22 protein-coding genes and 1 other RNA gene are annotated in these 24,120 nt (G+C 63.6%); 9 read left to right on the top strand and 14 right to left on the bottom strand.

Annotation, left to right across the window (positions count from 1 at the left end; translation table 11 throughout):
- Positions 1-25: 25 nt before the first annotated feature.
- Together rnhA and CT3_RS07010 are read right to left on the bottom strand one after the other, a co-directional pair.
- Entirely contained in the window at positions 26-475 is a 450-nt protein-coding gene (gene rnhA, locus CT3_RS07015) for a ribonuclease HI (RefSeq protein ID WP_066535778.1), read from the bottom strand.
- Positions 472-1,281 (bottom strand): class I SAM-dependent methyltransferase, encoded by an 810-nt coding sequence (locus CT3_RS07010; protein ID WP_066535779.1) that lies wholly within the window; start codon positions 1,279-1,281, stop codon positions 472-474. Before CT3_RS07010 ends, rnhA begins: the two co-directional genes overlap by 4 nt.
- Between CT3_RS07010 and gloB the strand changes: the two genes are divergently transcribed.
- Positions 1,280-2,071, top strand: a complete 792-nt coding sequence (gloB, locus tag CT3_RS07005) for a hydroxyacylglutathione hydrolase (protein WP_066535781.1) — start codon at positions 1,280-1,282, stop codon at positions 2,069-2,071. The genes CT3_RS07010 and gloB overlap by 2 nt on opposite strands.
- Entirely contained in the window at positions 2,068-3,606 is a 1,539-nt protein-coding gene (locus tag CT3_RS07000; RefSeq protein WP_066535784.1) for a transglycosylase SLT domain-containing protein, read from the top strand. Before gloB ends, CT3_RS07000 begins: the two co-directional genes overlap by 4 nt.
- A gap of 176 nt (positions 3,607-3,782) precedes the next feature.
- Here CT3_RS07000 and recR read toward each other — a convergent pair whose 3' ends face one another.
- The 3 genes from recR to dnaX form a co-directional block, all read right to left on the bottom strand.
- Positions 3,783-4,376 carry a recombination mediator RecR gene (recR, locus tag CT3_RS06995; RefSeq protein ID WP_066535787.1) on the bottom strand — a complete coding sequence of 198 codons (594 nt, stop codon included), beginning with the start codon at positions 4,374-4,376 and terminating at the stop codon, positions 3,783-3,785.
- A gap of 293 nt (positions 4,377-4,669) precedes the next feature.
- Positions 4,670-5,002 (bottom strand): YbaB/EbfC family nucleoid-associated protein, encoded by a 333-nt coding sequence (locus CT3_RS06990; protein ID WP_066535790.1) that lies wholly within the window; start codon positions 5,000-5,002, stop codon positions 4,670-4,672.
- 83 nt (positions 5,003-5,085) lie between these two features.
- Positions 5,086-7,266 (bottom strand): DNA polymerase III subunit gamma/tau, encoded by a 2,181-nt coding sequence (gene dnaX / locus CT3_RS06985; RefSeq protein WP_066535791.1) that lies wholly within the window; start codon positions 7,264-7,266, stop codon positions 5,086-5,088.
- 89 nt (positions 7,267-7,355) lie between these two features.
- Between dnaX and ffs the strand changes: the two genes are divergently transcribed.
- Positions 7,356-7,451: signal recognition particle sRNA small type (gene ffs, locus CT3_RS06980), an RNA gene on the top strand.
- Positions 7,452-7,800: 349 nt separating this feature from the next.
- Here ffs and CT3_RS06975 read toward each other — a convergent pair.
- On the bottom strand, positions 7,801-8,076 hold the full coding sequence (locus CT3_RS06975) for a metal/formaldehyde-sensitive transcriptional repressor (RefSeq protein ID WP_066535792.1): 276 nt from the start codon (positions 8,074-8,076) through the stop codon (positions 7,801-7,803).
- A gap of 46 nt (positions 8,077-8,122) precedes the next feature.
- On the opposite strand from CT3_RS06975, the gene dmeF reads away from it, so the two are divergent.
- A complete protein-coding gene (gene dmeF, locus CT3_RS06970; protein ID WP_066535796.1) occupies positions 8,123-9,085 on the top strand; it encodes a CDF family Co(II)/Ni(II) efflux transporter DmeF in 963 nt (320 codons plus the stop codon).
- Positions 9,086-9,833: 748 nt separating this feature from the next.
- Here the strand turns inward: dmeF and CT3_RS06960 are convergent.
- Positions 9,834-11,594 carry a TIGR03862 family flavoprotein gene (locus CT3_RS06960; protein ID WP_428042430.1) on the bottom strand — a complete coding sequence of 587 codons (1,761 nt, stop codon included), beginning with the start codon at positions 11,592-11,594 and terminating at the stop codon, positions 9,834-9,836.
- A 349-nt stretch (positions 11,595-11,943) separates the two neighbouring features.
- On the opposite strand from CT3_RS06960, the gene trxA reads away from it, so the two are divergent.
- The 5 genes from trxA (at position 11,944) to CT3_RS06935 (ending at position 17,384) form a co-directional block, all read left to right on the top strand.
- Complete coding sequence (gene trxA, locus CT3_RS06955; RefSeq protein WP_066535802.1) at positions 11,944-12,276, top strand: thioredoxin TrxA; 333 nt, start codon at positions 11,944-11,946, stop codon at positions 12,274-12,276.
- A gap of 262 nt (positions 12,277-12,538) precedes the next feature.
- A complete protein-coding gene (gene rho / locus CT3_RS06950; protein ID WP_066535811.1) occupies positions 12,539-13,801 on the top strand; it encodes a transcription termination factor Rho in 1,263 nt (420 codons plus the stop codon).
- Positions 13,802-13,944: 143 nt separating this feature from the next.
- Positions 13,945-14,190, top strand: a complete 246-nt coding sequence (locus tag CT3_RS06945) for a type B 50S ribosomal protein L31 (protein WP_066535817.1) — start codon at positions 13,945-13,947, stop codon at positions 14,188-14,190.
- 118 nt (positions 14,191-14,308) lie between these two features.
- A complete protein-coding gene (locus tag CT3_RS06940) occupies positions 14,309-16,003 on the top strand; it encodes a hypothetical protein (RefSeq protein WP_066535819.1) in 1,695 nt (564 codons plus the stop codon).
- Between the two features lie 4 nt (positions 16,004-16,007).
- Entirely contained in the window at positions 16,008-17,384 is a 1,377-nt protein-coding gene (locus tag CT3_RS06935; RefSeq protein ID WP_066535821.1) for an MATE family efflux transporter, read from the top strand.
- Between the two features lie 38 nt (positions 17,385-17,422).
- Here CT3_RS06935 and phoR read toward each other — a convergent pair whose 3' ends face one another.
- The 7 genes from phoR to pstS form a co-directional block, all read right to left on the bottom strand.
- A complete protein-coding gene (gene phoR / locus CT3_RS06930; RefSeq protein ID WP_066535832.1) occupies positions 17,423-18,769 on the bottom strand; it encodes a phosphate regulon sensor histidine kinase PhoR in 1,347 nt (448 codons plus the stop codon).
- 73 nt (positions 18,770-18,842) lie between these two features.
- On the bottom strand, positions 18,843-19,547 hold the full coding sequence (gene phoB, locus CT3_RS06925) for a phosphate regulon transcriptional regulator PhoB (protein ID WP_066535834.1): 705 nt from the start codon (positions 19,545-19,547) through the stop codon (positions 18,843-18,845).
- 20 nt (positions 19,548-19,567) lie between these two features.
- Complete coding sequence (gene phoU / locus CT3_RS06920; RefSeq protein WP_066535840.1) at positions 19,568-20,269, bottom strand: phosphate signaling complex protein PhoU; 702 nt, start codon at positions 20,267-20,269, stop codon at positions 19,568-19,570.
- Between the two features lie 11 nt (positions 20,270-20,280).
- Positions 20,281-21,063 (bottom strand): phosphate ABC transporter ATP-binding protein PstB, encoded by a 783-nt coding sequence (pstB, locus tag CT3_RS06915; RefSeq protein ID WP_066535842.1) that lies wholly within the window; start codon positions 21,061-21,063, stop codon positions 20,281-20,283.
- 18 nt (positions 21,064-21,081) lie between these two features.
- Positions 21,082-21,966 carry a phosphate ABC transporter permease PstA gene (gene pstA, locus CT3_RS06910; protein ID WP_066535847.1) on the bottom strand — a complete coding sequence of 295 codons (885 nt, stop codon included), beginning with the start codon at positions 21,964-21,966 and terminating at the stop codon, positions 21,082-21,084.
- A complete protein-coding gene (gene pstC / locus CT3_RS06905) occupies positions 21,963-22,886 on the bottom strand; it encodes a phosphate ABC transporter permease subunit PstC (RefSeq protein WP_066535854.1) in 924 nt (307 codons plus the stop codon). Before pstC ends, pstA begins: the two co-directional genes overlap by 4 nt.
- Before the next feature lie 174 nt (positions 22,887-23,060).
- Positions 23,061-24,101: a phosphate ABC transporter substrate-binding protein PstS gene (gene pstS / locus CT3_RS06900; protein WP_066535857.1), complete on the bottom strand. Its 1,041-nt coding sequence runs from the start codon at positions 24,099-24,101 to the stop codon at positions 23,061-23,063.
- Between the last annotated feature and the right edge of the window lie 19 nt (positions 24,102-24,120).

Below are 24,120 nucleotides of genomic sequence, written 5' to 3'. Positions count from 1 at the left end.
ATGGCGAGCGTGGCGTCCGCGGTGCTTACAGCCGCCCCAGTGCCTGGTCCACGCCCTTGTTTGCCAGGGCGTCGGCGCGTTCATTGCCCGGGTCTCCGGCGTGGCCCTTGACCCAGCGCCAGTCGATGCGGTGGCCGGCGCCGCTGACCAGCGCGTCCAGCTGCTGCCACTGCTCTGCATTCTTGACGGGTTCCTTGCTGGCCGTGCGCCACCCTTTGGCCTTCCAGCCGTGGATCCATTCGGTGATGCCTTTGCGCACGTACTGGCTGTCCAGGTACAGCGTCACATCGCAGGGACGCTTGAGGGCGCTGAGCGCCTCGATCACCGCCTGCAGCTCCATACGGTTGTTGGTGGTTTCACGTTCGCCGCCAAACAGTTCCTTCTTGGCGTCTCCCGCCTGCATCAGCACACCCCAGCCACCAGGGCCGGGGTTGCCCTTGCAGGCGCCGTCCGTGTAGATCACAACCTTGTTCACAACTTCATATCCTTGTATTTCGACGATGGATTGCGCTGGGCCACGGGCACCGCCCCTGGCGCATTGACACGGCGCGTGCGCCAGCCGGGCTCCAGCAGCCGCATGCCCTGCACGCGCTTGATGGCCACCACGCAATAAACAGCGCCGAGTATGGGCCAGGTTTTGGCTCCCACACGGTTCATCCAGCCCCAGCGCTGCTGCCAGCGCGCCTGCTGCACATGGGGGGTGAAGGCGCCGAAGTCCACCGCCTCGATTTCCAGCTCCATCAGCCGCAGCCAGTCGCGCAGCCGCAGATAGGCAATTCCCCGCGTGGCATTGGCAGCGTCCTCCGCCGGCCGCTCCAGCGCGTGCTGGGCACCCCACAGGCTCCAGGGGTTCAGGCCAAAGATCAGCACCTTGCCTTCGGGCATCAGCACGCGCGCCACCTCGCGCAGCGTGGCGTGGGGGTCGGGGCTGAGCTCCAGGGTGTGCGGCAGGATCAGCAGGTCCATGCAGGCATCGGCCAGCGGCAACGCGCGGAAATCGGCATAGAAAGCGGGAGCCCACCGCGGACTGTCCGCCGCCACCTCCCCTTCCTGTGCGGCGGGCGGGCACCAGGCGGCCTGCTCCGGGGACTCCAGGGCCAGCCACCGGTGGGGCATGCGGTTGGTTCGTAACCCTTGTAGCATCGGCATACCCCACTGAAGGCTGTGATAGCCGAAAATATCGGACACGGCCTCGTCGCAGCGTTGCTGCTCCCAGTCCAGCAGGTACTGGCCCGACGCCGTCGCATTCCAAGGGTGTACTACCCGATTCGTCTCACTCATGAACCTGTTGCCCATACCCGCGCTGGCGGACAATTACATCTGGTTGCTGCACGATGGCCACGAGGCCCTGGTGGTCGACCCCGGCGTGGCCGAGCCTGTCATGCAGGTGTTGCAGGCCCGGGGCCTTGCGCTGCGGACCATTCTAGTGACCCACCACCATGCCGATCATGTCGGCGGCGTGGCGGCACTGCGCGAAGCCACCGGCGCCACGGTCTACGGTCCCGCCTTCGAGACCATTCCCGAACCGGCCACCCGCGTGGACGGCGGTGATACCTTGCACCTGCTGGGCCTGCACTGGCAGGTACTGGCCATTCCCGGCCACACCAGCGGCCATGTGGCGTATTACTGTGCCAGCCCTGGAGGTCCCGGCCCCGGGAATGCCCCCATTCTGTTCTGCGGCGATACCCTGTTTTCGGCCGGCTGCGGCCGCCTGTTCGAAGGCACGCCGGCACAGATGTTCGATTCGCTGCAGCAACTGGCGTCCCTGCCCGCCGACACCCGCGTGTGCTGCGCACATGAGTACACACTTTCTAACTTGCGCTTCGCCTTGGCCGTGGAACCAAACAATGTGCAGCTGCTCCATCATGCGGCACACTGCCAGAATCTGCGTGCACAGGGACAGCCCACACTGCCATCGTCCCTGGCGGTGGAGCGCGAAATCAACCCTTTTTTGCGTTGTAACGTTGTGCAAGTAGCCCAAGGGGCTTCACAATTCGCGCCTCACCTCGACACCCAACACCCGCTCAGCGTCTTCACCGCGCTGCGCGAATGGAAAAACGTATTCCAATGAATTTGAGGCATATTCTTTTACTGTGCAGTGCGTTGTGGCTGGCCGGTTGCGCCACCACCACGCCCACCGATGGCACGGCACCGAACGCCAGCACCGCGTCGGTCACCAGCCATATTCCCCAAGGTCCGCTCAGCCCATTGAGCAACAAGAGCGCCCGCGGCGGCAAGGTGGCATCGCTGACGCCGCCAGCCGACCTGTGGGAACGCATCCGCAACGGTTTTGCCATGCCCGATCTGGAACAGGACCTGGTCCAGAACCAGGAGCAGTGGTACAGCAGCCGCCCCGACTACATCCAGCGCATGACCGAGCGCTCCAGCAAATACCTGTTCTACATCGTGGAAGAGCTGGAACGCCGCGACATGCCCACCGAACTGGCACTGCTGCCCTATATCGAAAGCGCGTTCAACCCGCAGGCCGTGTCCAGCGCCAAGGCCGCCGGCATGTGGCAGTTCATGCCCGCCACAGGCACCTATTTCGACCTGAAGCAAAACAGCTTCCGCGACGACCGGCGCGATGTGATGGCCTCCACGCGCGCAGCGCTGGACTATCTGCAAAAGCTCTACAACATGTTCGGCGACTGGCACCTGGCCCTGGCCGCCTACAACTGGGGCGAAGGCAGCGTGGGTCGCGCCATCAAGCGCAACCAGACGCTGGGCCTGGGCACGGGCTACACCGAGCTGAACATGCCCGCCGAAACGCGCAACTATGTGCCCAAGCTGCAGGCAGTCAAGAACATCATTGCCCAGCCCGGACGCTTCAGCGCCCAGCTGCCGCTGATCGAGAACCACCCTTATTTCCAGGCCGTGGAAATCACCCGCGACATCGACGTGGCCCTGGTCGCCAAGCTGGCCGACGTGCGCGAAGAAGACTTCCGCGCCCTCAACCCATCATTCCACAAACCCGTCATCCTGGCGGCCGGCACGCCGCAGATCCTGCTACCCTGGGACAATGCCAAGGTATTCCGCCGCAACCTGGAAGCCTATGACAAAGGCCAGCATGCCAGCTGGACGGTGTGGGTGCTGCCACGCACCATGAGCGTGGCCGATGCCGCACAGCGCGCCGGCATGAGCGAGTACGACCTGCGTACCGCCAACAACATCCCGCCGCGCATGCTGATCAAGTCCGGCTCGGCACTGATGATCCCGCGTACAGGCGAAGCCGGCGATGTCTCCGGCCAGGTGGCGGATACCGCCAGCATCGCCTTTGCACCCGAAGTCACGACGCGGCGCAGCACCGTCAAGGCCCGCAAGGGTGACACCATCATCAGCATTGCACGGCGCTACAACGTCAGCTCCAGCGATGTGGTGAGCTGGAACGACCTGCGCCCCAATGCCAGCCTGCGCAGCGGCCAGTCACTGACCATGTACCTTCCGGCCCGTGTGGCCGCCAGTGTGGCCAGCAGCGGCAACGGCCGCCAGCAGACCGTGACCAAGGTCAGCCGCAACAGCAAGACCGCTGTCAAGGCCGTGCCGCGCAACGAAGGCAAGACCGCGGTGGCCCAAAAGGGCGGAACGCCTTCCAAGCGCAAGCGCTGACCAGGCCCTGCGCCATCAAAAAAGGACTGCCTGGGCAGTCCTTTTTTTGTGCATCTGGTGCTGTGATGCGATCAGGGCGGCCGAAGCGGCTGCGAAGGCAGGCACGCGGCCCTGCCTTGCTTGCCAGCGCCCCTGCTTGCGCCCCCACCACCGCATGGCAGCGGCGTGGGTCGGGCTCAGCGCCGGTCCACCAGCGCATGGGCAATCGTGCCCAGGTCCACATATTCCAGCTCGCTGCCCACCGGCACGCCCCGCGCCAGACGGGTGACCTCGATGGAGCGGCCTTGCAGCAGCTCCGTGATGGCGTGGGCCGTGGCCTCGCCTTCGGCGGTGAAGCTGGTGGCCAGAATCACCTCTTGCAGCGCCGGTTCCTGGGTGCGCACCAGCAGCTCGGGCAGGCCGATGTCCTTGGGGCCCACACCGTCCATGGGCGACAGCCGCCCCATCAGCACAAAGTAGTAGCCACGGTAGGCGCCTGTGCGCTCCATGGCCGCCAGATCCGCCGGCGTCTCCACCACGCACAGGCGAGCGGCGTCGCGCCCTTCATCGCGGCAGATGCTGCACACCGTCTCGTGCGTGAAGGTGTTGCATTTTTCGCAGTGGCGCACGGAATCCACGGCGGTCACCAGCGCCCGCGCCAGCTGGCGCGCACCTTCCTGGTCGCGTTGCAGCATATGGAACGCCATGCGCTGCGCAGTTTTGACGCCCACGCCCGGCAGGCGGCGCAGCGCCTGGATCAGGGGCTCCAGCGGTTGAAGCAGTTCGGACATCGGCAACACTCCAGAATCCAGAAATATCCAGCCCAGTGCGCAGCGAAACGGCAGCGCCCAAAGCAAAAGGGAAAGCGCCAGCGCTTTCCCTCGGTCACAGACCACCCGGACCACAGTCCGTCCGGCCCTGCAGCACAGCTGCGCTGCGTTCATCCCATCCTGGCCACGGCGGCCTGTGCAGCAGCAGGCTGCAGGATGAACACCACCCGTGCCGCGCCCTGCGCCCTGCGCCATCCGCTGCCGCAGGGCGGCAAGGCAACGCACAAGCGACGCAGGGCGGCTGCGCGCGGTGCTTAGAACGGGAACTTCATGCCACCGGGCAGACCGGGCATGCCAGCGGTCAGCTTACCCATCTTCTCGTTGCTGGTCTCTTCGGCCTTGCGCACGGCAGCGTTGAAAGCGGCGGCCACCAGGTCTTCCAGCATGTCCTTGTCTTCGGCCAGCAGGCTGGGGTCGATGGTGATGCGCTTGACGTCGTGCTTGCAGGTCATCACGACCTTGACCAGACCGGCGCCGGACTCACCTTCCACCTCGATGTTGCCCAGCTCTTCCTGGGCCTTCTTCAGGTTGTCCTGCATGGCCTGGGCTTGCTTCATCAGGCCGGCGAGTTGTCCTTTGTTGAACATGGCTAAATCCTTTGCGTTGGTTTTCTCAGTATGAATCGGTCACAGAAGCAGACGTGCCATGGGCAGCGTCTGCCGGGCCCTGCTTATGCAGGGCGAATGCTGCCAGGCACGATTTTGGCACCGTACGCGCGCATCAATGTCTGCACCTGGGGGTCGTTCAGCACAATGGCTTCCGCCAGCTTCTGGTGACGCTGGGCAGCCGCGGTATTGCGCTTGGCCGGGGTATCGGCCGCAGCGCCATTTTCCACTACCAGCGTCTGGCAGTGCCCGGCGTCGGCCAAAGCCTTGCGCAGCCGCTCCTTGGCGGTAGCCTGGTTCAGCGAGGTGCGCTCCACGCGCAGCGTCCAGCTGTCGCCCTCCTGGGCCACCAACTGGGACTGCAGCGCCAGCTCGCGCACCAGGGCAGTCACGGCCTCGGCCTGCACCAGTTGCGTCACCACGCCATGCCAGACATCGCCCAGTGGCGTGGTCGGAACTTCCAGCGGCGCGGGTGCCGGAGCGTAGTCCTGCACCGCGGGTGCGCTGCGCGGTGCGGGAGCGGCATCCACAGGTTCCATGGCGTCCAGCGGATCATCCGGCAGGTCCATGGGCTCGCCGTCCATGGGCCCCTCCCAGGCGGGCGGTGCGGAGTCGGCATCGTCGCTGCTGTCGGATTCTTCCACCGCTACCTCGGGAATATCTTCCCAGGGCGGCACTTCGTTACTCACGGCTGGCACACCGGCCGGCGGCACGACGGCAGGCTGCGGCGCGGGCTGCGGCGCTGCGTGCGATTGCACAGCAGTGGCTTTCGGCGCTGCAGGGGGTGCCACGGGTGCGGGAGCCTGCACCACATCGGCAGCCGCCGGGGTGGCGCGCGCAGCAGGCTCCCCGGCAGGCGCTGGCGCCGCGATGGGCGACGCAGTGTACTGGACGGCAGGCGCCACGGCCGGAGCCTGCACCGGCGCGACGGATGCCGGCGGTTGCACAGGGGCAGCGGCAGGCACAACCGGTGCCACCTCCGGAACGGCCGGCGCAGCAGGAACCGGCTCCGCAGCCACCACTGTGACGGCTTGCGCGCTGGCCTGCGCCGGGGCCGGCGCCTGGATGCGGGCTGCTTCAGCCTGTGTGACGGGTTTCGCTAGAGTTTTTTTTTCCACCGTGGCCGCATCGGCTGTGCCCTGGGGCTTGAAGGCCAGCAGGCGCAGCAACGCCATGGTCAGCGCAGCGTATTCATCGGGCGCCAGGCCCAGTTCGGTGCGCCCATGCAGACTGATGCTGTAGAGCAACTGGGTTTCATCGGCAGGCATCTGCTGCGCCAGGGCGGCCATCTCGGCGGCTTCCGGATCGGAAGGGTCCGCCGCATCGGCCATCTGCGGCACGGCCTGCAGCACGGCCATGCGCTGCAGCACGGCGCACATGTCTTCCAGCGTGGCCGAGGCCGAGACACCGTTGGTGCGCAGGCTGTCCACCGTTTCCACCACGGTACGGCCATCGCCCTGCGCCAGTGCCCCGATCAGACGGAACACATAGCTGCGGTCCACGCTGCCCAGCATCTGGCGCACGGTGGCTTCCTGCAGCTGGCCGCTGCCAAAGGCAATGGCCTGATCGGTCAGCGACAGCGCATCGCGCATGGAGCCGCGGGCAGCGCGCGCCAGCAGCTTGAGCGCCTGAGGCTCGGCCGGCACGCTTTCGGTCCCCAGCACGCTGGTCAGATGCTCCAGCACCGTATCGGGCGCCATGGGCCGCAGATTGAACTGCAGGCAGCGCGACAGCACGGTGACCGGCACCTTCTGCGGATCGGTGGTGGCCAGCACGAACTTCAGATACTCCGGCGGCTCTTCCAGCGTCTTGAGCATGGCATTGAATGCCGTATTCGTCAGCATGTGCACTTCGTCGATCATGAAGACCTTGAAGCGCCCTTGCACCGGCTTGTAGACGGCCTGCTCCAGCAGGCTTTGGACTTCGTCCACACCGCGGTTCGAGGCAGCGTCCAGCTCGGTGTAGTCGGGGAAGCGTCCGCTGTCGATTTCCTTGCAGGCCGGGCACACGCCGCAGGGCGTGGCCGTGATACCGCCCTGACCGTCCGGCCCCACGCAGTTGAGCGATTTGGCCAGGATACGCGACACCGTGGTCTTGCCCACACCACGCGTGCCCGTGAACAGATAGGCGTGGTGCAGGCGCTGCTGGGTCAGCGCATTGGTCAGCGCCTGCACGACATGCTCTTGCCCCACCATTTCAGAGAAATTGCGGGGGCGGTATTTGCGGGCAAGCACGAGATAGGACATGCGCAGGATTCTACGGGCTGGCGCACCCGCCTTGCGCCGTCAAGGCATTCGCGCCGGCGATGGATCAATCCTCGGGTACAATGCGAGGTGACGGGCCTCCTCGCATGGGGAAGCAGCCAACCGGGTCAGGTGGGGAACCAAGCAGCCCTAACTGTGAAACCAGTGCCGAGATCAGGCTCGTCACCTTTAGCTGGAAATCCTCTTTGCAGACAAGAGGCTGTCTTCCACCAAAGGCTCTCCCAACGCTACGCAAAAAACCGACTGTGACGCACCGGCCCATCCGGCAAGTGCTTTTTCGCGCCCATGGCAGCAGGTCCCAGCCCTCGCCCGAAAGACTGCGCCACCATGATCGGGGGCCTGGATGCCCCGACCGTGGCCTGCTGAAGGCGATGCCGCATCCGCAGCGGCTTCTGCCTGCTTGAAATCAAAGGTTGGATGACGGCGGTAGGGGCGCAGGCTCCGGCGCCCCGCACTCCCCCTACATCCCGCACTGCTCAGCCACGCGCCATCGGCTGCCGATACCCTACCGGGGTATCACTTCACATAGGAACGCATCACCGACACCACCAGGTCCAGGTCCTTGGCCCGCTGCTCTGCAGGGGCATCGGCATCACCCAGGTGTTCGCGCACATGCCCTTCCAAAACTTCCAGCATCAACCCATTCACGGCACCCCGCACGGCAGCCAACTGCTGGAGGATGACCGCACACTCGGCCGAACCCTCCAGCGCGCGCTCCAAGGCCTCGGTCTGGCCCTTGATACGCCGAATCCGTGCCAGCAGCGGTTTTTTGTTGAGAACTGTATGCGACATAGGTGGTAATTTTAACGCCATCAATATACTGGGGTACAGTATATGAATGAACGCCGCATCGATGCCCCCCCACGCAGCCCAGCCGGCTGCCCGCACACACTCCCACGTCTTTGATGCAGGCAACCCCTTGGCGGAACAGAAAGCCAAGCTGGCGATGCTGCTGACCCTGGCCATGATGGCCCTGGAGATTGCCGGGGGCTATTACTTCAACTCCATGGCCTTGCTGGCCGATGGCTGGCACATGAGCTCCCACGCCCTAGCGCTGGGACTTTCCGTGGGAGCGTATGCCGCAGCGCGGCGCCTGGCCGGCGACCAACGCTTTGCCTTCGGCACATGGAAGATCGAAATTCTGGCGGGATACACCAGCGCCATCCTGCTGCTGCTGGTCGCAGCGCTGATGGCCATCCAGTCCGTGGAACGCCTGCTGTCCCCCTCCTCCATCCACTATGAACAGGCCATTGGTATCGCGGCACTGGGGCTGGTTGTGAATCTGCTGTGCGCCTGGCTGCTCAAGGGAGGCCAGCACCACCATCACCATGGGCACGAACACCACGGTCACGACCAACATTCCCATGCAGGACACGGCGACCTCAATCTGCGCTCGGCGTATCTGCATATGCTTGCCGATGCAGCCACATCGGTGATGGCCATCGTCGCTTTGCTCGGCGGCATGCTGTGGGGCTTTGCCTGGCTGGACCCGGCCATGGGCCTCATCGGGGCCGTACTGGTGGCGGCGTGGGCTCTGGGCCTGCTGCGCGACAGCAGCCGGGTGCTGCTGGATGCCGAGATGGATGCCCCCGTCACCCAGGAGGTGCGCGAGGCGATTGCCGAAGGCCCCTTGCCCGCCGACATCACCGACCTGCATGTCTGGCGCGTAGGCAAAGACAAATACGCCTGCATCGTGGCGGTGGTGGGAGAGCCGGAAGTCACGCCCGACTACATCCGCCAGTTGCTCCAGATTCACGAGGAACTGGTGCATGTTTCCATCGAAGTCAATCACTCCCGCTGAGGACCGCCGACACAGCCCCCTCAATCGCCAGCGGGCAGCAGAGACAAGGTGTTACCGTGCAGAGCACGACAGGACCGGACAAGGGCGTACATATGCGTACAAAGGCGTACAGAGGTTTTGCGCGCAGCGCCAAAGAAACCTCATGGCGCACGGGCATATCCCATGGATACTGCCTTTATATCCCCCACTCATTCATTGAAAATAATTCACATTCAGCGCGGATATATTTTTTCGCGCAGAAGAATAACGCCATATATCTTCTATATTTACATTAACTTGTATACAAATAATTATTCCATCCTTTTCACCTCCAGCAAGTTTCTGCACAGTGCATTCCAATGCCTGCACAGGCCTGCAATGCCCTCCGCGCCACCACGCAGGCACCAGCCACAAGGCCGGATTTCATGACCTGTATCAACAGTTGGACGCTGGAAAATTTGGTTGCGCTATTCAATTGAAAGCAATGCAGACCGACATAACAGCCACTGACTGCATTTTCTTCTGAGCACCAGGAACATTCATTCGGATGTAACTCTATGTGCCGGCATCACAATTTTGCAGATTTCGCGCTAGCATAACCACAAATACATCACAACAGGATCCAATGATTCAGACCTTGGGGCAATGAATTCCCCTTTTCTGGACACCCCATCCCCATAACCGATAAAAGGAGTTGGTCATGGCACAAAAAACCGAAATCCCGCAAATCCCTCTGGCTGTATTCAAAGCCAATGTGGAATATCAAAAGTCACTGGTTCACCTGGCCAACGATGGCACCAAGCGCTGCATGGATTTCAACGAAACCTGCAGCCACCTTGCAGCGGCCCAGGCGGAGATATGGTGGGAACGCATGCAGGCCCTGGGCAACTGGCCCAGCAGCGGACTGAGCCAGTTTGAAATTGGCACCCGCCAATTTCAGAACAGCGTGCAAGGTCTCAGCACGCTGCGCAACCAGGTCATCAACGACCAGAAGGCACTGATAGAGGGTTTGCGCGGCGCCCGCATGGCCTGGCAGCAGACCTTTTTTGACGCCGTGGGCAACTCTGAAGACGCAGCGGAGATCTGAGAACCGCCCCCCGGCGCAACCAGCCCGCCAAGGGGCAACAGCAGACTGCACGCGGCCGCCCTGGCAACGCAGCCTTACGCTGCGGCGGCTTGGGAAGCCAGGAACCGGTCCATCCCCTGGGCGGCCTGCACACCCGTGGCCATGCAAGCCGTCAACAGATACCCCCCCGTCGGCGCTTCCCAGTCCAGCATCTCTCCGGCAAAGAACAGGCCTGGTTGCTGGCGGCTCATCAAGTCCGCATCCACTGCTTCCCAGCGCACCCCCCCCCGCCGTGCTGATGACCTCGTCGATGGGCCGTGGCGCCACCACCGTGATGGGCAGCGCCTTGATGGCCGCAGCCAGACGCACGGGATCTTCCATCTCTGCCTTGCTCAGCACCTCACGCAGGATGCCGGCCTTGATGCCATCCAGCCCCAGGCGCCCTTTCAAATGGCTGGACAGGCTGCGGGAGCCGCGCGGGTGGCGCACTTCGCTCAGCACTTTTGCATCGCTCCAGGCTGGCAGCAGGTCCAGGTGAAACACCGCGCTTCCACTGCGCTGGATCTCGTCCCGCAGCTGGCTGGAGACAGCGTAGACCAGGCTGCCTTCGACCCCCGTCTCCGTGGCCACGAATTCACCACGGCGGTCAAAGACCCGGCCGTCACTGCCCACAAACCGGATGGCCACCGACTTGAAGGGCTGGCCGGCAAACCGCTCTTTGAACCAGGGCGTCCAACCGCCCTGGTCTGCCGGCTGCCCCACCAGGCCTTGCAAAAAGGCACGGCGTGTTTCGCCTTCCGCCGACGGCGCCGGACCCACGTCGAAACCGCAGTTGCTGGGCTGCAGAGGCGCCACGGCAATCTGGCGCTCCGCCAACCAGGGCACCCACGCCCCGTCCGACCCCAGGCGGGCCCAGCTGCCGCCACCCAGTGCCAGCAACACGGCCTGCGCGCGCACGGCAACACAGCCCGACTCGGCCTGCAACTGCAGGCTGCCGTCGCTCGCCCACCCGGTCCAGCGGTGGCGCATGAAAAAGCGCACGCCTTGCTGGCGCAAGCGCGTCATCCACGCACGCAGCAAAGGCGCCGCCTTCATGTCGGTGGGGAACACCCGTCCGGACGACCCGACGAAAGTCTGCAGACCCAGGCCCTGCACCCATTCGCACACCTGCTGCGGACCGAAGGCCTCCAACAGGGGGCGCAGATGCGAGGCACTGTCACCATACCGCCCCACAAAGGCCTCCAGCGGCTCGGAATGGGTCAGGTTCATTCCCCCCTTGCCCGCCAGCAGAAACTTGCGCCCCACGGAGGCCTTGGCGTCAAACACACACACCGCACGCCCCTGCGCCGACAGGCGTTCTGCGGCCATCAGGCCCGCCGGGCCGGCGCCAATGATGGCGATTTCACAATCCAGGGCGGCAGGGCCAGCGTGGAGGGCGTCCTGCGAAGAAGCGGAGAGAGTCATAAAACGTATTCGTAAGGTACAGACCGCGTGGCAACCCATCCTGGCGGCGGGGTGACGCAGGTACACGGCACAAGCAGGGCGCGATTGTGGTGCTGAAGCCACATGGCTGCAGCGACAAGGGCATCCCCCGCCCTGCCGTCGGCCCGCAGTGGCGGCGGGATTCAAGATTCGGCAGGCTGGCATGCAGCATGCGATCACCGAATGCTATCAGCGTCATAGCGCCTCCTACCCTGTCCACACCCTAAGTCTGGAGATTGCTTTCTGCGACAATAACCCCAACTCTCGGCATATTGCCAAACCGCATTTCTGATTCCGTTCTGCAATAAGCAAGCAACCAACAAGGAACCCCATGGCCAGCGACCTGATCAAACACATTTCTGATGCAAGCTTTGAAGCCGACGTGCTGCAATCTGGCACGCCTGTGCTGGTGGATTACTGGGCCGAATGGTGCGGCCCCTGCAAGATGATCGCCCCCATCCTGGACGACGTGGCCAGTGCCTACCAAGGCAAGCTGACCATCGCCAAGATGAACGTGGACGAAAACCGCGAGATCCCCGCCAAGTTCGGCATCCGCGGCATCCCCACCCTGATGCTGTTCAAGGACGGCGAACTGGCTGCCACCAAGGTGGGCGCCCTGGCCAAGGCCCAGCTGACGGCCTTCATCGACCAGAACCTGGCCTGATCACCCTCCGCATTGCCCGGGCCAGTGCGTGCCCCGGGCAATGTGTTTCCCCAAGACCCCATTCCTCCAGGAACCGGCCCGTTTCCCGCAAAACTAGCGAACGCCCGGCATTTCCTGTCATAATCAGCACAGACCTCGCAATGCAGCATCGGCTTGCGGGTCCTGATCTCTTCCGGCAGCGCCAGCAGACCACGCAATCAATGGTCTCCCTCGGCCCTACGCCCCCCCTGATTTCTTAAAGACTCCGCCCAGGAGCAACTCCATGCACCTTAACGAACTCAAGGCACTGCACGTGTCCGAAGTGTTGAAGCAGGCCGAAGCGCTTGAGATCGAAAACGTCGGTCGTATGCGCAAGCAAGAGCTGATGTTTGCCATCATCAAGAAGCGCGCCAAGGCCGGCGAACAGGTGTTTGCCGATGGCGTGCTGGAAATCCTGCCCGATGGCTTCGGTTTCCTGCGCAGCCCCGACACCAGCTACACCGCCAGCACGGACGACATCTACATCTCCCCCAGCCAGGTGCGCCGCTTCAATCTGCACACCGGCGACATGATCGAAGGCGAAGTGCGCATTCCCAAGGATGGCGAGCGCTACTTTGCCCTGACCAAGCTGGACAAGGTCAACGGCAACTCGCCTGAATCGAACAAGCACAAGGTGATGTTCGAGAATCTGACCCCCCTGTTCCCCAAGGAACAGATGCGCCTGGAGCGCGACATCAAGGGTGAAGAGAACATCACCGGCCGCATCATCGACATCATTGCCCCCATTGGCCGCGGCCAACGCGCACTGATCGTGGCACCGCCCAAGAGCGGCAAGACCATGATGATGCAAAGCATTGCCCACGCCATCACGGCCAACCACCCCGATGTGCACATGATGGTGCTGCTGGTGGACGAGCGCCCGGAAGAAGTGACGGAAATGCAGCGCTCGGTGAAGGGCGAAATCATTGCCTCCACCTTCGACGAGCCGGCTACCCGCCATGTGCACGTGGCCGAAATGGTGATCGAACGCGCCAAGCGCCTGGTGGAACTGGGCAAGGACGTGGTCATCCTGCTGGACTCCATCACCCGCCTGGCCCGCGCCTACAACAACGTGGTGCCCAGCTCCGGCAAGGTGCTGTCCGGCGGTGTGGACTCCAACGCCCTGCAGCGCCCCAAGCGCTTCTTCGGTGCCGCCCGCAAGGTGGAAGAAGGTGGTTCGCTGACCATCATCGCCACCGCCCTGGTGGACACCGGCAGCCGCATGGACGAAGTGATCTTTGAAGAATTCAAGGGCACCGGCAACAGCGAACTGCACCTGAACCGCCGCCTGTATGAAAAGCGCGTGTTCCCGGCCATCGAGCTCAACAAGAGCGGCACACGCCGCGAAGAGCTGCTGCTGCCACCCGAAATCCTGCAGAAGACCCGCATCCTGCGCCAGTTCATGTACAACATGGACGAGATCGAGTCCATGGAGCTGATGATCAAGAACATGAAGGCCACCAAGACCAATGTGGACTTCTTCGACATGATGCGCCGCGGCGGCTAAATCCCTGCCTCCCGCACACTGACAAAGCCCCTCGATGTATAATCAGGGGCTTTTTCTATTGCGGAAAGTACGCTTAATGCATTGACTGCTACAAGGGTTGTAGCAGGTTAGGCACGGCTACCGCACTTGACCAAAGGAAGATCATGAAAGAAGGCATTCACCCCGACTACCGCGAAGTTCTGTTCTCGGACCTGTCCAACGGCTTCAAGTTTGTGACACGTTCGTGCGTGCCCACCAAGGAAACCGAAACCTTCGAAGGCAAGGAATATCCCCTGTTCAAGCTGGATACCTCCTCCGAGTCGCACCCCTTCTACACCGGTACCCAAAAGTCGGTGGACAACATGGGCGGCCGCGTGGAAAAGTTCCGCAACCGCTTCGGCAAGAAGTAATCTCTGCTTCTTTCGCCAAAAAGGCAGCCCGGGCGACCGTGCTGCCTTTTTATTTGCCGCGCCCGGTATGCTGCGCGGTACCTGACAGGCTGCTGTGCCTGATGCCCGTTTTTCGCCCATGAATCCGCCCAGTCCCGCCATCGTTGCCCAGAACGCCGTGCGCACATTGCCCCGTTGGGCCTTGTGGCTGCTGTGCGCTGCCTATGTCTTCCCCGGCTTTATCGGCCGCTCGCCCTGGCGGGAGACGGACATCGCATCGTTCGGCTATATGCGTGCCCTGGCTGCCGGGGATACCAGCTGGCTGCGCCCCTCGATGCTGGGGCTTTCCCCGTCGACCGAAGGTCTGCTGCCCTATTGGCTGGGGGCCTGGGCCTTGCAGATCTTTCCCTCCAGCTGGAGTCCGGAATGGGTGGTGCGCCTGCCCTTCATCGCTCTGCTGGTGCTGACCTTCATGTCCATGTGGTGGGCGGTGTACTACCTGGCCCGCACCCCGGGCGCACAGCCGGTTGCGTTCGCCTTCGGCGGCGAGGCTCGCCCCCAGGATTACGCCCGCGCCATTGCCGACGGCGGCCTGCTGGCCCTGATGGCCTGCCTGGGTCTGGCACAGTTCTCGCACGAAACCAGCAGCTATCTGGCCCAGCTGGCATTCGGCACCATCACCTTGCTGGCCGCTGCGGCCATGGCCTACCACCCCCGGCTGGCGGCTGCGCTGACGGGGATCGGCCTGCTGGGCCTGACCCTCAGCGGTGCGCCGTCGCTGGCATCCATCCTGGGCCTGGGCATTGCCGTGCTGACCTGGCACACCCGCGGCACCGACCTGCAGCACCAGGGCACCTGGGCGATCTGGTGGCTGTGCGCCGTGGCATTCACCTCCTTCATCGCCTGGAAACTAGGTCTGTGGGAATGGCGCCTGATCAATCCCTGGGTGGAAGGCAAGGAATGGCAAAGCCTGGGCAGGCTGCTGACCTGGTTCAGCTGGCCGGCCTGGCCGCTGGCGCTGTGGACCCTGTGGCGCTGGCGCCATCAACTGGCAGCACCTGCACGCCACACCCACCTGACCCTGCCACTGTGGCTGTGGGTCCTGGCGGTGGGTGCCACCCTGACCACCCAGCCCGCCGACCGCGCACTGCTGCTGGGCCTGCCTGCCATCTCGATGCTGGCCGCCTTTGCCCTGCCCACGCTCCGGCGCAGCCTGGGCGCGCTGATTGACTGGTTCACCCTGATCTTCTTCACCATCTCCGGCATTGCCATCTGGGTGATCTGGATCTCCATGCAGACCGGCTTCCCCGCCAAGCCGGCCGCCAATGTGGCCAGGCTGGCCCCCGGTTTCACGCCCACGTTCTCCTGGTTCCCATTTGCCGTTGCTCTGGCGGCCACGGTCGCCTGGCTGCTGCTGGTGGCCTGGCGCACGCGCCGCCACCGCGCAGCCATCTGGAAAAGCTTGGTGCTGCCCGCAGGCGGTGCCACGCTGGGCTGGGTGCTCTTGATGACGCTGTGGTTGCCTGCGCTGGACTATGGGCGCAGCGATGCCCCCCATATGCGCCAGGTGCTGGCAGCGATACCTGCGGACGACTCTGCCTGCGTGAACGTGGCCGGCCTGGGCCGTGCGGAAGTCGCCGCACTGCAGTACTACACCCCATGGCAACTGCAGCTATTCCGGGTGGACCGCGCCCGGAATTGCGAATGGACGATCACCGAACCGGCCTACTGGGCCACGCTGTCGCCTGCCGCCACCACCCAATGGAAACAGCATGCAATCGCCGCCCGTCCCACGGACAAGAAAGACCGCCTGCTGATCCTGCAGCGCCGCTGAGCCCATGAGCGAAATACGCACTGTGGCACGGCATGCCGGCACGGTGCTGGCAGGGCAGCTGGCCGTAATGGCCTTCGGCGTCACCGACACCGTGGTAGCGGGCCGTTATGCCTCCGACGCACTGGCCGCCTTGTCCGTGGCCAGCGCCATCTTTGTCAGCGTGTACATCTCGCTGATGGGCATTCTCCAGGCCCTGCTGCCCATCTGGGCCGAGCAGCATGGCCGCCGGCAGCCCGCGCTCATTGGCCAGTCCTTTCGCCAGTCGCTGTACCTCTACCTGCTGGTGACCGCCGTCGGCATGGCCACGCTGCTGGCTCCCGGCCTGCTGCTGGACTGGGCCAAAGTCCCGCCGGCATTGCAGCCCGAAGTGCGCAGCTATCTGCGCATAGTGGCCATGGCATTGCCGGCCGCCCTGTTCTTCCGGCTGTTCACCACCCTCAACCAGGCGCTGGGCCACCCGCAGCTCGTCACCTGGCTGCAGCTGCTGTCCCTGCTGCCCAAGATTCTGCTGTCCATCTGGTTCACCTTTGGCGGCCTGGGCCTGCCCGCCATGGGCGCCGCAGGTTGTGCCTGGGCCACACTACTGGTGCAATACGCCACGGTGCTGCTGGCCATTGCACTGCTGCGCCGGCAATCGCTGTATGCCCCGCTGCAACTGTGGCGCCCCATGGAGCAGCCAGACCGGCAGCAACTAGGTCAGTTTGCCCGGCTGGGCATACCGGCAGGCCTGTCCATCTCGGTGGAGGTGACCTCCTTCACGCTGATGGCCTTGTTCATCGCCCGCCAAGGCAGCCTGTCCTCGGCCAGCCACCAGATTGCCGCCAATCTGGCCGCGCTGTGCTACATGGTGCCCCTGTCTTTGGCCATTGCCACCAGCGCCCGGGTCAGCTACTGGCTGGGCGCCGGGCATGCGGCCCATGCAGCGCAGATGGCGCGCCAGGGCTTGCGCCTGGCCGCCGGCCTGGGCGCCGTGCTGGCCCTGACGGTGTGGCTGCTGCGTAGCCCCATCGCGGCCCTGTACACCCAGGATGCGGCCGTGGCCGCCCTGACAACCGGCCTGCTGGGCTGGATTGCGGCCTACCACCTGGCCGACTGCATCCAGTGCTATTGCATCTTTGTGTTGCGCGCCTTGCGCATCACCCTGGCACCACTGGTCACCTACAGCACCATGCTGTGGGGCGTGGGCCTGGGCGGAGGCTACGCCATGGCCTATCTGTGGGAATGGCCACCGGCATGGCGGGGCTCCCCGACCCCGTTCTGGGCTTCCAGCGTGCTGGCACTGGCCGTGACGGCCCTGATCTTTGTCGCCATGTTGCAGCGCCACCTGCGGCTTTTGCCGCAGGCTCGCAGCACCCCGGACCCAGCCATCCACCCCGGATGAGGCCGCACCGGCTTGACGAGTGGCCACGCTGAAAGATTTCAGTTGCCGGTAAAGCCGATCGCGTGCGCACGCAGGCGCTGGGCCGGGAACGTGGCGGAAAAAGTCGAGCCCTTGCCCAGGATGCTGCTGATGTGCAGTTGCGCACCATGGCGCTGCAGCACATGCTTGACGATGGCCAGACCCAGCCCTGTGCCCCCCGTCTCGCGCGAACGGCTGCGGTCAATGCGGTAGAAGCGCTCCGTCAGGCGCCCCACATGCTCCGGGTCGATGCCCCGGCCACTGTCCTGCACCGCGAACGTGGCACTGCCGTCGGCATGGGAAGTCCATGTCACAGCGATATGGCCTCCCGCCGGCGTATAGCGGATGGCATTGCTGATCAGGTTGGAGAACGCGCTTTGCAACTCGGCGGGAATGCCCGCCACGTCGATCTGTACGGCCGATGCGGGAGGAAACTCCAGTACATGGGCTTGCCCGCTCTTGCGGGTCACCATGTCGGACAGGGCGCGGGCCTCATCCTCGCACTGGCGCAGCAGCGGCGCCAGCGGCGTCCACTCTCCGCGCGCGGGCAGCGGACTGCCTTCCAGCCGCGACAGGGTCAGCAGGTCCTGCACCAGGCTTTGCATGCGCGTCGCCTGCTGCGCCATCAGGCCCAGAAAACGCTTGCGCTCGTCTTCTTCCAGCGGCAGGGTCTGCAGCGTTTCCACAAACCCCACCAACACCGTCAATGGCGTGCGAATCTCGTGTGACACATTGGCCACGAAGTCGCGGCGCATGGCTTCGGCCTGTTCCAGCGAGGTGATGTCGCGCGAGAGCAGCAGGTGTCGCCCATCGCCATAGGCATACAGCTGCACCGACAGTCGCACCGGCCGCGCTGCGGTACTGTCACGCCCTTGCATCAGCACCGGCTGCGCAAAGTCATGCCGCGCCCAATAGGCACTGAAAGCCGGATCACGCACCAGATTGCCCATGGACTGCAGCATGTCGCGCTGCGCATCCAGACCGAACTGCTGCTCCGCCATCTGGTTGCACCATTCAATGTGGCCGGTGGCATCCAGAAGGATCAGGCCATTGGGACTGGCCTGCAAGGCCGCAAAGATGTCCTGCAGGCGCTGTTCGCTTTGCTGCACCTGCTGGGTACCCAGACGCAGCCAGCGGCGCATGCGGGTGGACAGCTCTCCCCATAGCCCGGACATGGCCGGCGCCTGCTGCAGCTCGGTCGACCGCAGCCACACCAGCAGCTTGCGCGCACGCCACATGTCCCAAGCCATCCACAGCCAGGTGGCCAGCAGCGCACCCGCGGCCACGCCCCAGGCTTGCCCCAGCCACCACCCCAGGCCCATCAACGCTGCCTGCAGCAAAGCCAGGGTCAATCCACGCCACGTCATGTCTGCACTCTTTTCTGTGTGTTGTGCATGCCCGGCAGCGGCTCAGCCACCAGGCTTGTTGTGCATTGTCGTATCAGGCGCCTGCCGCGGACGAGGGGGCGCTCAGGCGGTAACCCACACCCCGCACCGTCTGCACCATGCCGCCAGCTTCGCCCAGCGCTTCGCGCAGGCGCTTGACGTGCACGTCTACCGTCCGCTCCTCGATGAAGACATGGTCACCCCAGACCTTGTCCAGCAGCTGTGCGCGGCTGTGCACACGTTCCGGATGGTTCAGCAGATAGTTCAGCAGCTTGAACTCTGTCGGCCCCAGCTTCAGCGCCTCGCCCGCATACGAGACGCGGTGGGTCGATGCATCCAGCTCCAGGGTACCCATGGTCACGCGTGTGGCCACCTGCTCCGGTGCCCGGCGGCGCAGCACGGCGCGGATGCGCGCCAGCAGCTCCTGCGTGGAAAAGGGCTTGGTGATGTAGTCGTCGGCACCGGCATCCAGGCCCGACACCTTGTCAGGCTCGTCACCACGCGCCGTCAGCATCAGGATGGGAATCGACTTGGTGCGCGGATCCGTGCGCCACTTGCGCGCCAGGGCCAGGCCACTGGCCCCCGGCAGCATCCAGTCCAGCAAGATGGCGTCGGGCAGGACGGCATCCAGCTCACGCTGGGCGCTGGCACCGTCCTCGGCCCACACCGGCTGGAAACCGTTGTGGCGCAGATTGACGGCGATCAGCTCCGCAATCGCTGGCTCATCCTCCACGATCAGGATTTGGGGGTTCTTCTTCATACCCGAAACACCGTCCTCGATTATTTCACCGTCGATTCGATAACATCCATGGTTTCATGGCGGATGTCCTTGCCTTCGACCAGGTAGATGATTTGCTCGGCCACGTTCTTGGAGTGGTCACCGATGCGCTCGATGGCCTTGGCCACGAACAGCAGGTCCAGGCTGGGCGAAATCTTGCGCGGATCTTCCATCATGTAGGTGATGAGCTTGCGCACAAAACCATCGAATTCGTGGTCGATCAGATCGTCCTCCTTGAGGATGACCACCGCCGACTTGGTGTCCAGCCGCGCCAGCGCATCCAGCGCCTTGCGCAGCATGCTCGAGGCCATCTCGGCCGCGACGCGCAGCTCCCCTGCGGGCAGCGATCGGGCGGCACCGCTTTCGATGATGGACTGCACCATGCGGGCAATCTTGTGGGCTTCGTCGCCCATGCGTTCCAGGTTGGCGGTGACCTTGGAAAAGGCCATCAGCATGCGCAGATCGCGGGCCGTGGGCTGGCGTCGGCCGATGATGGAAGAGAGTTCGTAGTCGATCTCGACTTCCATCGCATTCACGCGCGCTTCATTGGCGTTGATCTGCGCAATCGAATCGGTGCTGAACTGCGTGAGGGCATGGACTGCCTGGTGGATCTGCTGCTCCACCAGACCGCCCAGCTCCATGACACGGGCCGAGACGCGGTTGAGCTCCGAGTCAAACTGCGAGGAAAGATGCTTGTCTGGCATGTAATTGCTCCTCAGCCGAAGCGGCCGGTAATGTAGTCTTCGGTTTCTTTGCGCTGGGGCTTGAAGAACATCTGTTCCGTCTCCCCGAATTCCACCAGATCGCCCAGGTACATATAGGCGGTGTAGTCGCTGCAACGTGCTGCCTGCTGCATGTTGTGGGTCACGATCACCACGGTGTAATCGCTCTTGAGTTCGGCAATCAGCTCTTCCACCTTGGAGGTGGAAATCGGATCCAGGGCCGAGCAGGGCTCATCGAGCAGCAGCACTTCCGGCTTGATGGCGATGCCGCGCGCAATGCACAGGCGCTGCTGCTGGCCACCGGACAGACCGGAGCCGCTTTGCTGCAGCTTGTCTTTCACTTCCGACCACAGCGCCGCCTTGCGCAGCGCCCATTCCACACGGTCGTCCATGTCGGCGGCGCTCAGGTCTTCAAACAGCTTCACGCCAAAGGCAATATTGTCGTAGATAGACATGGGGAACGGCGTCGGCTTCTGGAACACCATGCCCACCTTGGCACGGATCAGCGCCACGTCCTGCTTGCTGGTCAGCAGATTCTCGCCGTCCAGCATGATCTGGCCTTCGGCACGCTGCTCGGGATAGAGCTCGTACATGCGGTTGAAGGTGCGCAGCAAGGTGGACTTGCCACAGCCCGAGGGCCCAATGAAGGCCGTGACCTTTTTTTCGGGGATCTCGAGGTTGATGTTCTTGAGGGCGTGGAACTTGCCGTAGTAGAAGTTCAGATCACGCACCGACAGCTTGGCGGTGCTCACCGGATTCAGGGTAGTCGCAGTCATCTGCAGGTTTCCTTGCTATTACTTTTGGCGGGTCAACACACGTGCCAGGATGTTCAGTGCAAGCACGGCCATGGTGATCAGGAACACGCCCGCCCATGCCAGTTGCTGCCAGTTTTCGTACGGGCTCATCGCAAACTTGAAGATGGTCACCGGCAGGCTGGCCATGGGCTTGGACAGGTCGGCATTCCAGAACTGGTTGTTCAACGCCGTGAACAGCAGCGGAGCCGTCTCCCCGGCGATGCGGGCCACGGCCAGCAGCACGCCGGTGATCACACCGGCACGGGCCGCACGCAAGGTGATGCGGCTGATGACCTTCCACTTGGGCGTGCCCAGCGCATAGGCGGCCTCGCGCAGATTGGATGGCACCAGGGTGAGCATGTTCTCGGTAGTGCGGATCACCACCGGAATCACCAGCAGCGCCAGCGCCACGATGCCGGCGTAACCCGAAAAACTCTTGAAGCGCGCCACCACCACAGCATAGACAAACAGGCCGATCACGATGGAGGGGGCAGACAGCAGAATGTCATTCACAAACCGCGTGGTGCTGGCCAGCCAGCTGCGCGGGTCGTACTCGGCCAGGTAGACGCCGGCCATCACACCGATGGGAGTCCCCACCAGCGTGGCCATCAGCACCATGGTCAGAGAACCGAAGATGGCATTGGCCAGGCCGCCCTCTTCATTGGGCGGAGGCGTCATGTCGGTGAACAGCGCTGCATTCAGGCCCCCCAGTCCCAGGCTGACGGTTTCCCACAGAATCCAGATCAGCCAGAACACGCCGAAGGCCATGGCGGCCAGCGACAGGGTCAAGGCAATGCGGTTCAGGCGCTTGCGCTTGGCGTATTTGGCCTGGCGGCGTGCAGCCAGGTCGGCATCTTGCAGCATGCGTTGGCTGGTGGTGCTCATGCCCGTGCTCCTTCACTCTTTTTCAGACGGTTGAGCAGCACCTTGGACAGCGACAGCACGACAAAGGTGATGAAGAACAGCACCAGGCCCAGATAGATCAGCGATGCCTGGTGCAGACCTTCGCCGGCTTCGGCAAACTCGTTGGCCAGGGCCGAGGTGATGCTGTTGGCCGCCTCGAATACCGACAGCGAATTCAGCTGGTTCATGTTGCCGATCACGAAGGTCACGGCCATGGTCTCGCCCAGCGCACGTCCCAGGCCCAGCATGACGCCGCCCAGCACACCGGCCTTGGTATAGGGCAACACCACTTTCCACACCACTTCCCAGGTGGTGGAGCCCAGGCCGTAGGCCGACTCCTTGAGCAGTGCGGGCGTGACTTCAAACACATCGCGCATCACCGAGGCGATGAACGGAATGATCATAATGGCCAGGATGATGCCGGCCGACAGAATGCCGATACCCACCGGCGGGCCCGACACCAGGGCGCCCAGATAGGGCACACCATCCAGCAGGGACTGCAGCGGCTGCTGCACATAGGTGGCCAGCACGGGACCGAACACCATCAGGCCCCACATGCCGTACACGATGGACGGCACGGCGGCCAGCAATTCGATGGCCGTGCCCAGCGGGCGCTTGAGCCAGGCGGGCGACAGCTCGGTCAGGAACAGTGCAATGCCGAAACTCACCGGCACCGCGATCACCAGCGCGATCAGCGAGGTCATCAAGGTGCCGTAAATCATCACCAGACCGCCGTACTTGTCCTGCACGGGATCCCACTCGCTGTTGACCAGAAAACCCAGACCGTATTCCTTGATGGCCGGCCAGGCACCAAACAGCAGCGACACCAGAATGGCCGCCAACAAACCCAGGGTCACCCATGCGGCCGCCTTGGCCAGCAACGCAAACAGACGATCCGCCATCACCCCGGTGATCAGGGGGGAACGGCGGGGAGACGGGGTACTGGCACGGCGGTCCGACGCTTGCGCGTTCGTCAAACCAGGGGCCGAAGTCGTTTGTGACACAGAGGGCACCTTGAGAAGAAGCTGACCTGCCGCAGGCGCCAGAGGCTCCCGCGGCAGGAGAAGAACGAAAGATTACTTCACAGCGATGGTCTGGCCTGCGGCATTCTTGATGTTGCCCCAGGACTTGTAGATCACTTGCTTGACGGGTTCAGGCATGGGCACATAGTCCAGACCAGCGGCCGTTTGGTCACCCGACTGGTAGGCCCACTGGAAGAACTTCAGCGCAGCAGCTGCCTGCTCGGGCTTTTCCTGCTTGGCGTGCATCAGGATGAAGGTGGCGCTGGTGATGGGCCATGCGTCCTTGCCAGGCTGGTTGGTCAGTATCTGGAAGAAGCTCTTGGACCAGTCGGCACCGGCAGCCGCCGCCTTGAAGGTGGCGTCATCCGGCGTCACGAAAGCGCCGCTGCTGTTTTGCAGCAGGGTGAAGGTCAGTTTGTTTTGCTTGACATAGGCGTATTCCACGTAACCGATGGAGTTGGGCAGACGGCCCACAAAGGCGGCCACGCCTTCGTTGCCCTTGCCGCCGGCACCGGTGGGCCAGTTCACAGCCTTGCCTTCACCCACTTTTTCCTTCCACTCGGCGTTCACCTTGGAGAGGTAGTTGGTGAAACCGAAGGTGGTGCCCGAACCGTCGGCACGGCGCACCGGAGCTATGGTGGCATCCGGCAGCGCGACACCGGGATTCAGGGCCACGATGGCTGCGTCATTCCACTTGGTGATCTTGCCCAGGTAGATGTCACCCAGCACCTGACCGCTCAGCTTGAGCTGACCGGGAGCAATACCCTTGATGTTGACCACGGGCACGATGCCGCCGATCACGGTGGGGAACTGCACCAGACCCTTTTTGGCCAGCTCGTCGTCCTTCAGCGGCTCGTCCGAGGCACCGAAGTCCACCGTCTTGGCTTCGATCTGCTTGATGCCGGCACTGGAGCCCACGGACTGGTAGTTGATCTTCACACCAGTGGCCTTGTGGTAATCCGCAGCCCACTTGGAGTACAGCGGAGCGGGGAAGCTGGCACCCGCGCCCGTGGCTTCCTGCTGTGCCCACACAGCAGACACACCGGCCACAGCCACCACACCCGTCACCACACCACGCAACACAGACAACTTCATGAGAAACCTCTCGGTTATG

It is taken from the genome of Comamonas terrigena NBRC 13299 (assembly GCF_006740045.1).
GTDB classification, from domain to species: Bacteria; Pseudomonadota; Gammaproteobacteria; order Burkholderiales; family Burkholderiaceae_C; genus Comamonas; species Comamonas terrigena.
This window is presented reverse-complemented; position numbering and strand designations above follow the sequence as displayed.

What these genes read in the sequence shown, in the direction of transcription:
- gloB (WP_066535781.1), top strand. Translation starts at nt 1,280, where the DNA reads ATGAACCTGTTGCCCATACCCGCGCTGGCGGACAATTACATCTGGTTG.
- CT3_RS07010 (WP_066535779.1), bottom strand. Translation starts at nt 1,281, where the DNA reads ATGAGTGAGACGAATCGGGTAGTACACCCTTGGAATGCGACGGCGTCG.
- CT3_RS07000 (WP_066535784.1), top strand. Translation starts at nt 2,068, where the DNA reads ATGAATTTGAGGCATATTCTTTTACTGTGCAGTGCGTTGTGGCTGGCC.
- recR (WP_066535787.1), bottom strand. Translation starts at nt 4,376, where the DNA reads ATGTCCGAACTGCTTCAACCGCTGGAGCCCCTGATCCAGGCGCTGCGC.
- CT3_RS06990 (WP_066535790.1), bottom strand. Translation starts at nt 5,002, where the DNA reads ATGTTCAACAAAGGACAACTCGCCGGCCTGATGAAGCAAGCCCAGGCC.
- dnaX (WP_066535791.1), bottom strand. Translation starts at nt 7,266, where the DNA reads ATGTCCTATCTCGTGCTTGCCCGCAAATACCGCCCCCGCAATTTCTCT.
- CT3_RS06975 (WP_066535792.1), bottom strand. Translation starts at nt 8,076, where the DNA reads ATGTCGCATACAGTTCTCAACAAAAAACCGCTGCTGGCACGGATTCGG.
- dmeF (WP_066535796.1), top strand. Translation starts at nt 8,123, where the DNA reads ATGAACGCCGCATCGATGCCCCCCCACGCAGCCCAGCCGGCTGCCCGC.
- CT3_RS06960 (WP_428042430.1), bottom strand. Translation starts at nt 11,594, where the DNA reads ATGACTCTCTCCGCTTCTTCGCAGGACGCCCTCCACGCTGGCCCTGCC.
- trxA (WP_066535802.1), top strand. Translation starts at nt 11,944, where the DNA reads ATGGCCAGCGACCTGATCAAACACATTTCTGATGCAAGCTTTGAAGCC.
- rho (WP_066535811.1), top strand. Translation starts at nt 12,539, where the DNA reads ATGCACCTTAACGAACTCAAGGCACTGCACGTGTCCGAAGTGTTGAAG.
- CT3_RS06945 (WP_066535817.1), top strand. Translation starts at nt 13,945, where the DNA reads ATGAAAGAAGGCATTCACCCCGACTACCGCGAAGTTCTGTTCTCGGAC.
- CT3_RS06940 (WP_066535819.1), top strand. Translation starts at nt 14,309, where the DNA reads ATGAATCCGCCCAGTCCCGCCATCGTTGCCCAGAACGCCGTGCGCACA.
- CT3_RS06935 (WP_066535821.1), top strand. Translation starts at nt 16,008, where the DNA reads ATGAGCGAAATACGCACTGTGGCACGGCATGCCGGCACGGTGCTGGCA.
- phoR (WP_066535832.1), bottom strand. Translation starts at nt 18,769, where the DNA reads ATGACGTGGCGTGGATTGACCCTGGCTTTGCTGCAGGCAGCGTTGATG.
- phoB (WP_066535834.1), bottom strand. Translation starts at nt 19,547, where the DNA reads ATGAAGAAGAACCCCCAAATCCTGATCGTGGAGGATGAGCCAGCGATT.
- phoU (WP_066535840.1), bottom strand. Translation starts at nt 20,269, where the DNA reads ATGCCAGACAAGCATCTTTCCTCGCAGTTTGACTCGGAGCTCAACCGC.
- pstB (WP_066535842.1), bottom strand. Translation starts at nt 21,063, where the DNA reads ATGACTGCGACTACCCTGAATCCGGTGAGCACCGCCAAGCTGTCGGTG.
- pstA (WP_066535847.1), bottom strand. Translation starts at nt 21,966, where the DNA reads ATGAGCACCACCAGCCAACGCATGCTGCAAGATGCCGACCTGGCTGCA.
- pstC (WP_066535854.1), bottom strand. Translation starts at nt 22,886, where the DNA reads ATGGCGGATCGTCTGTTTGCGTTGCTGGCCAAGGCGGCCGCATGGGTG.
- pstS (WP_066535857.1), bottom strand. Translation starts at nt 24,101, where the DNA reads ATGAAGTTGTCTGTGTTGCGTGGTGTGGTGACGGGTGTGGTGGCTGTG.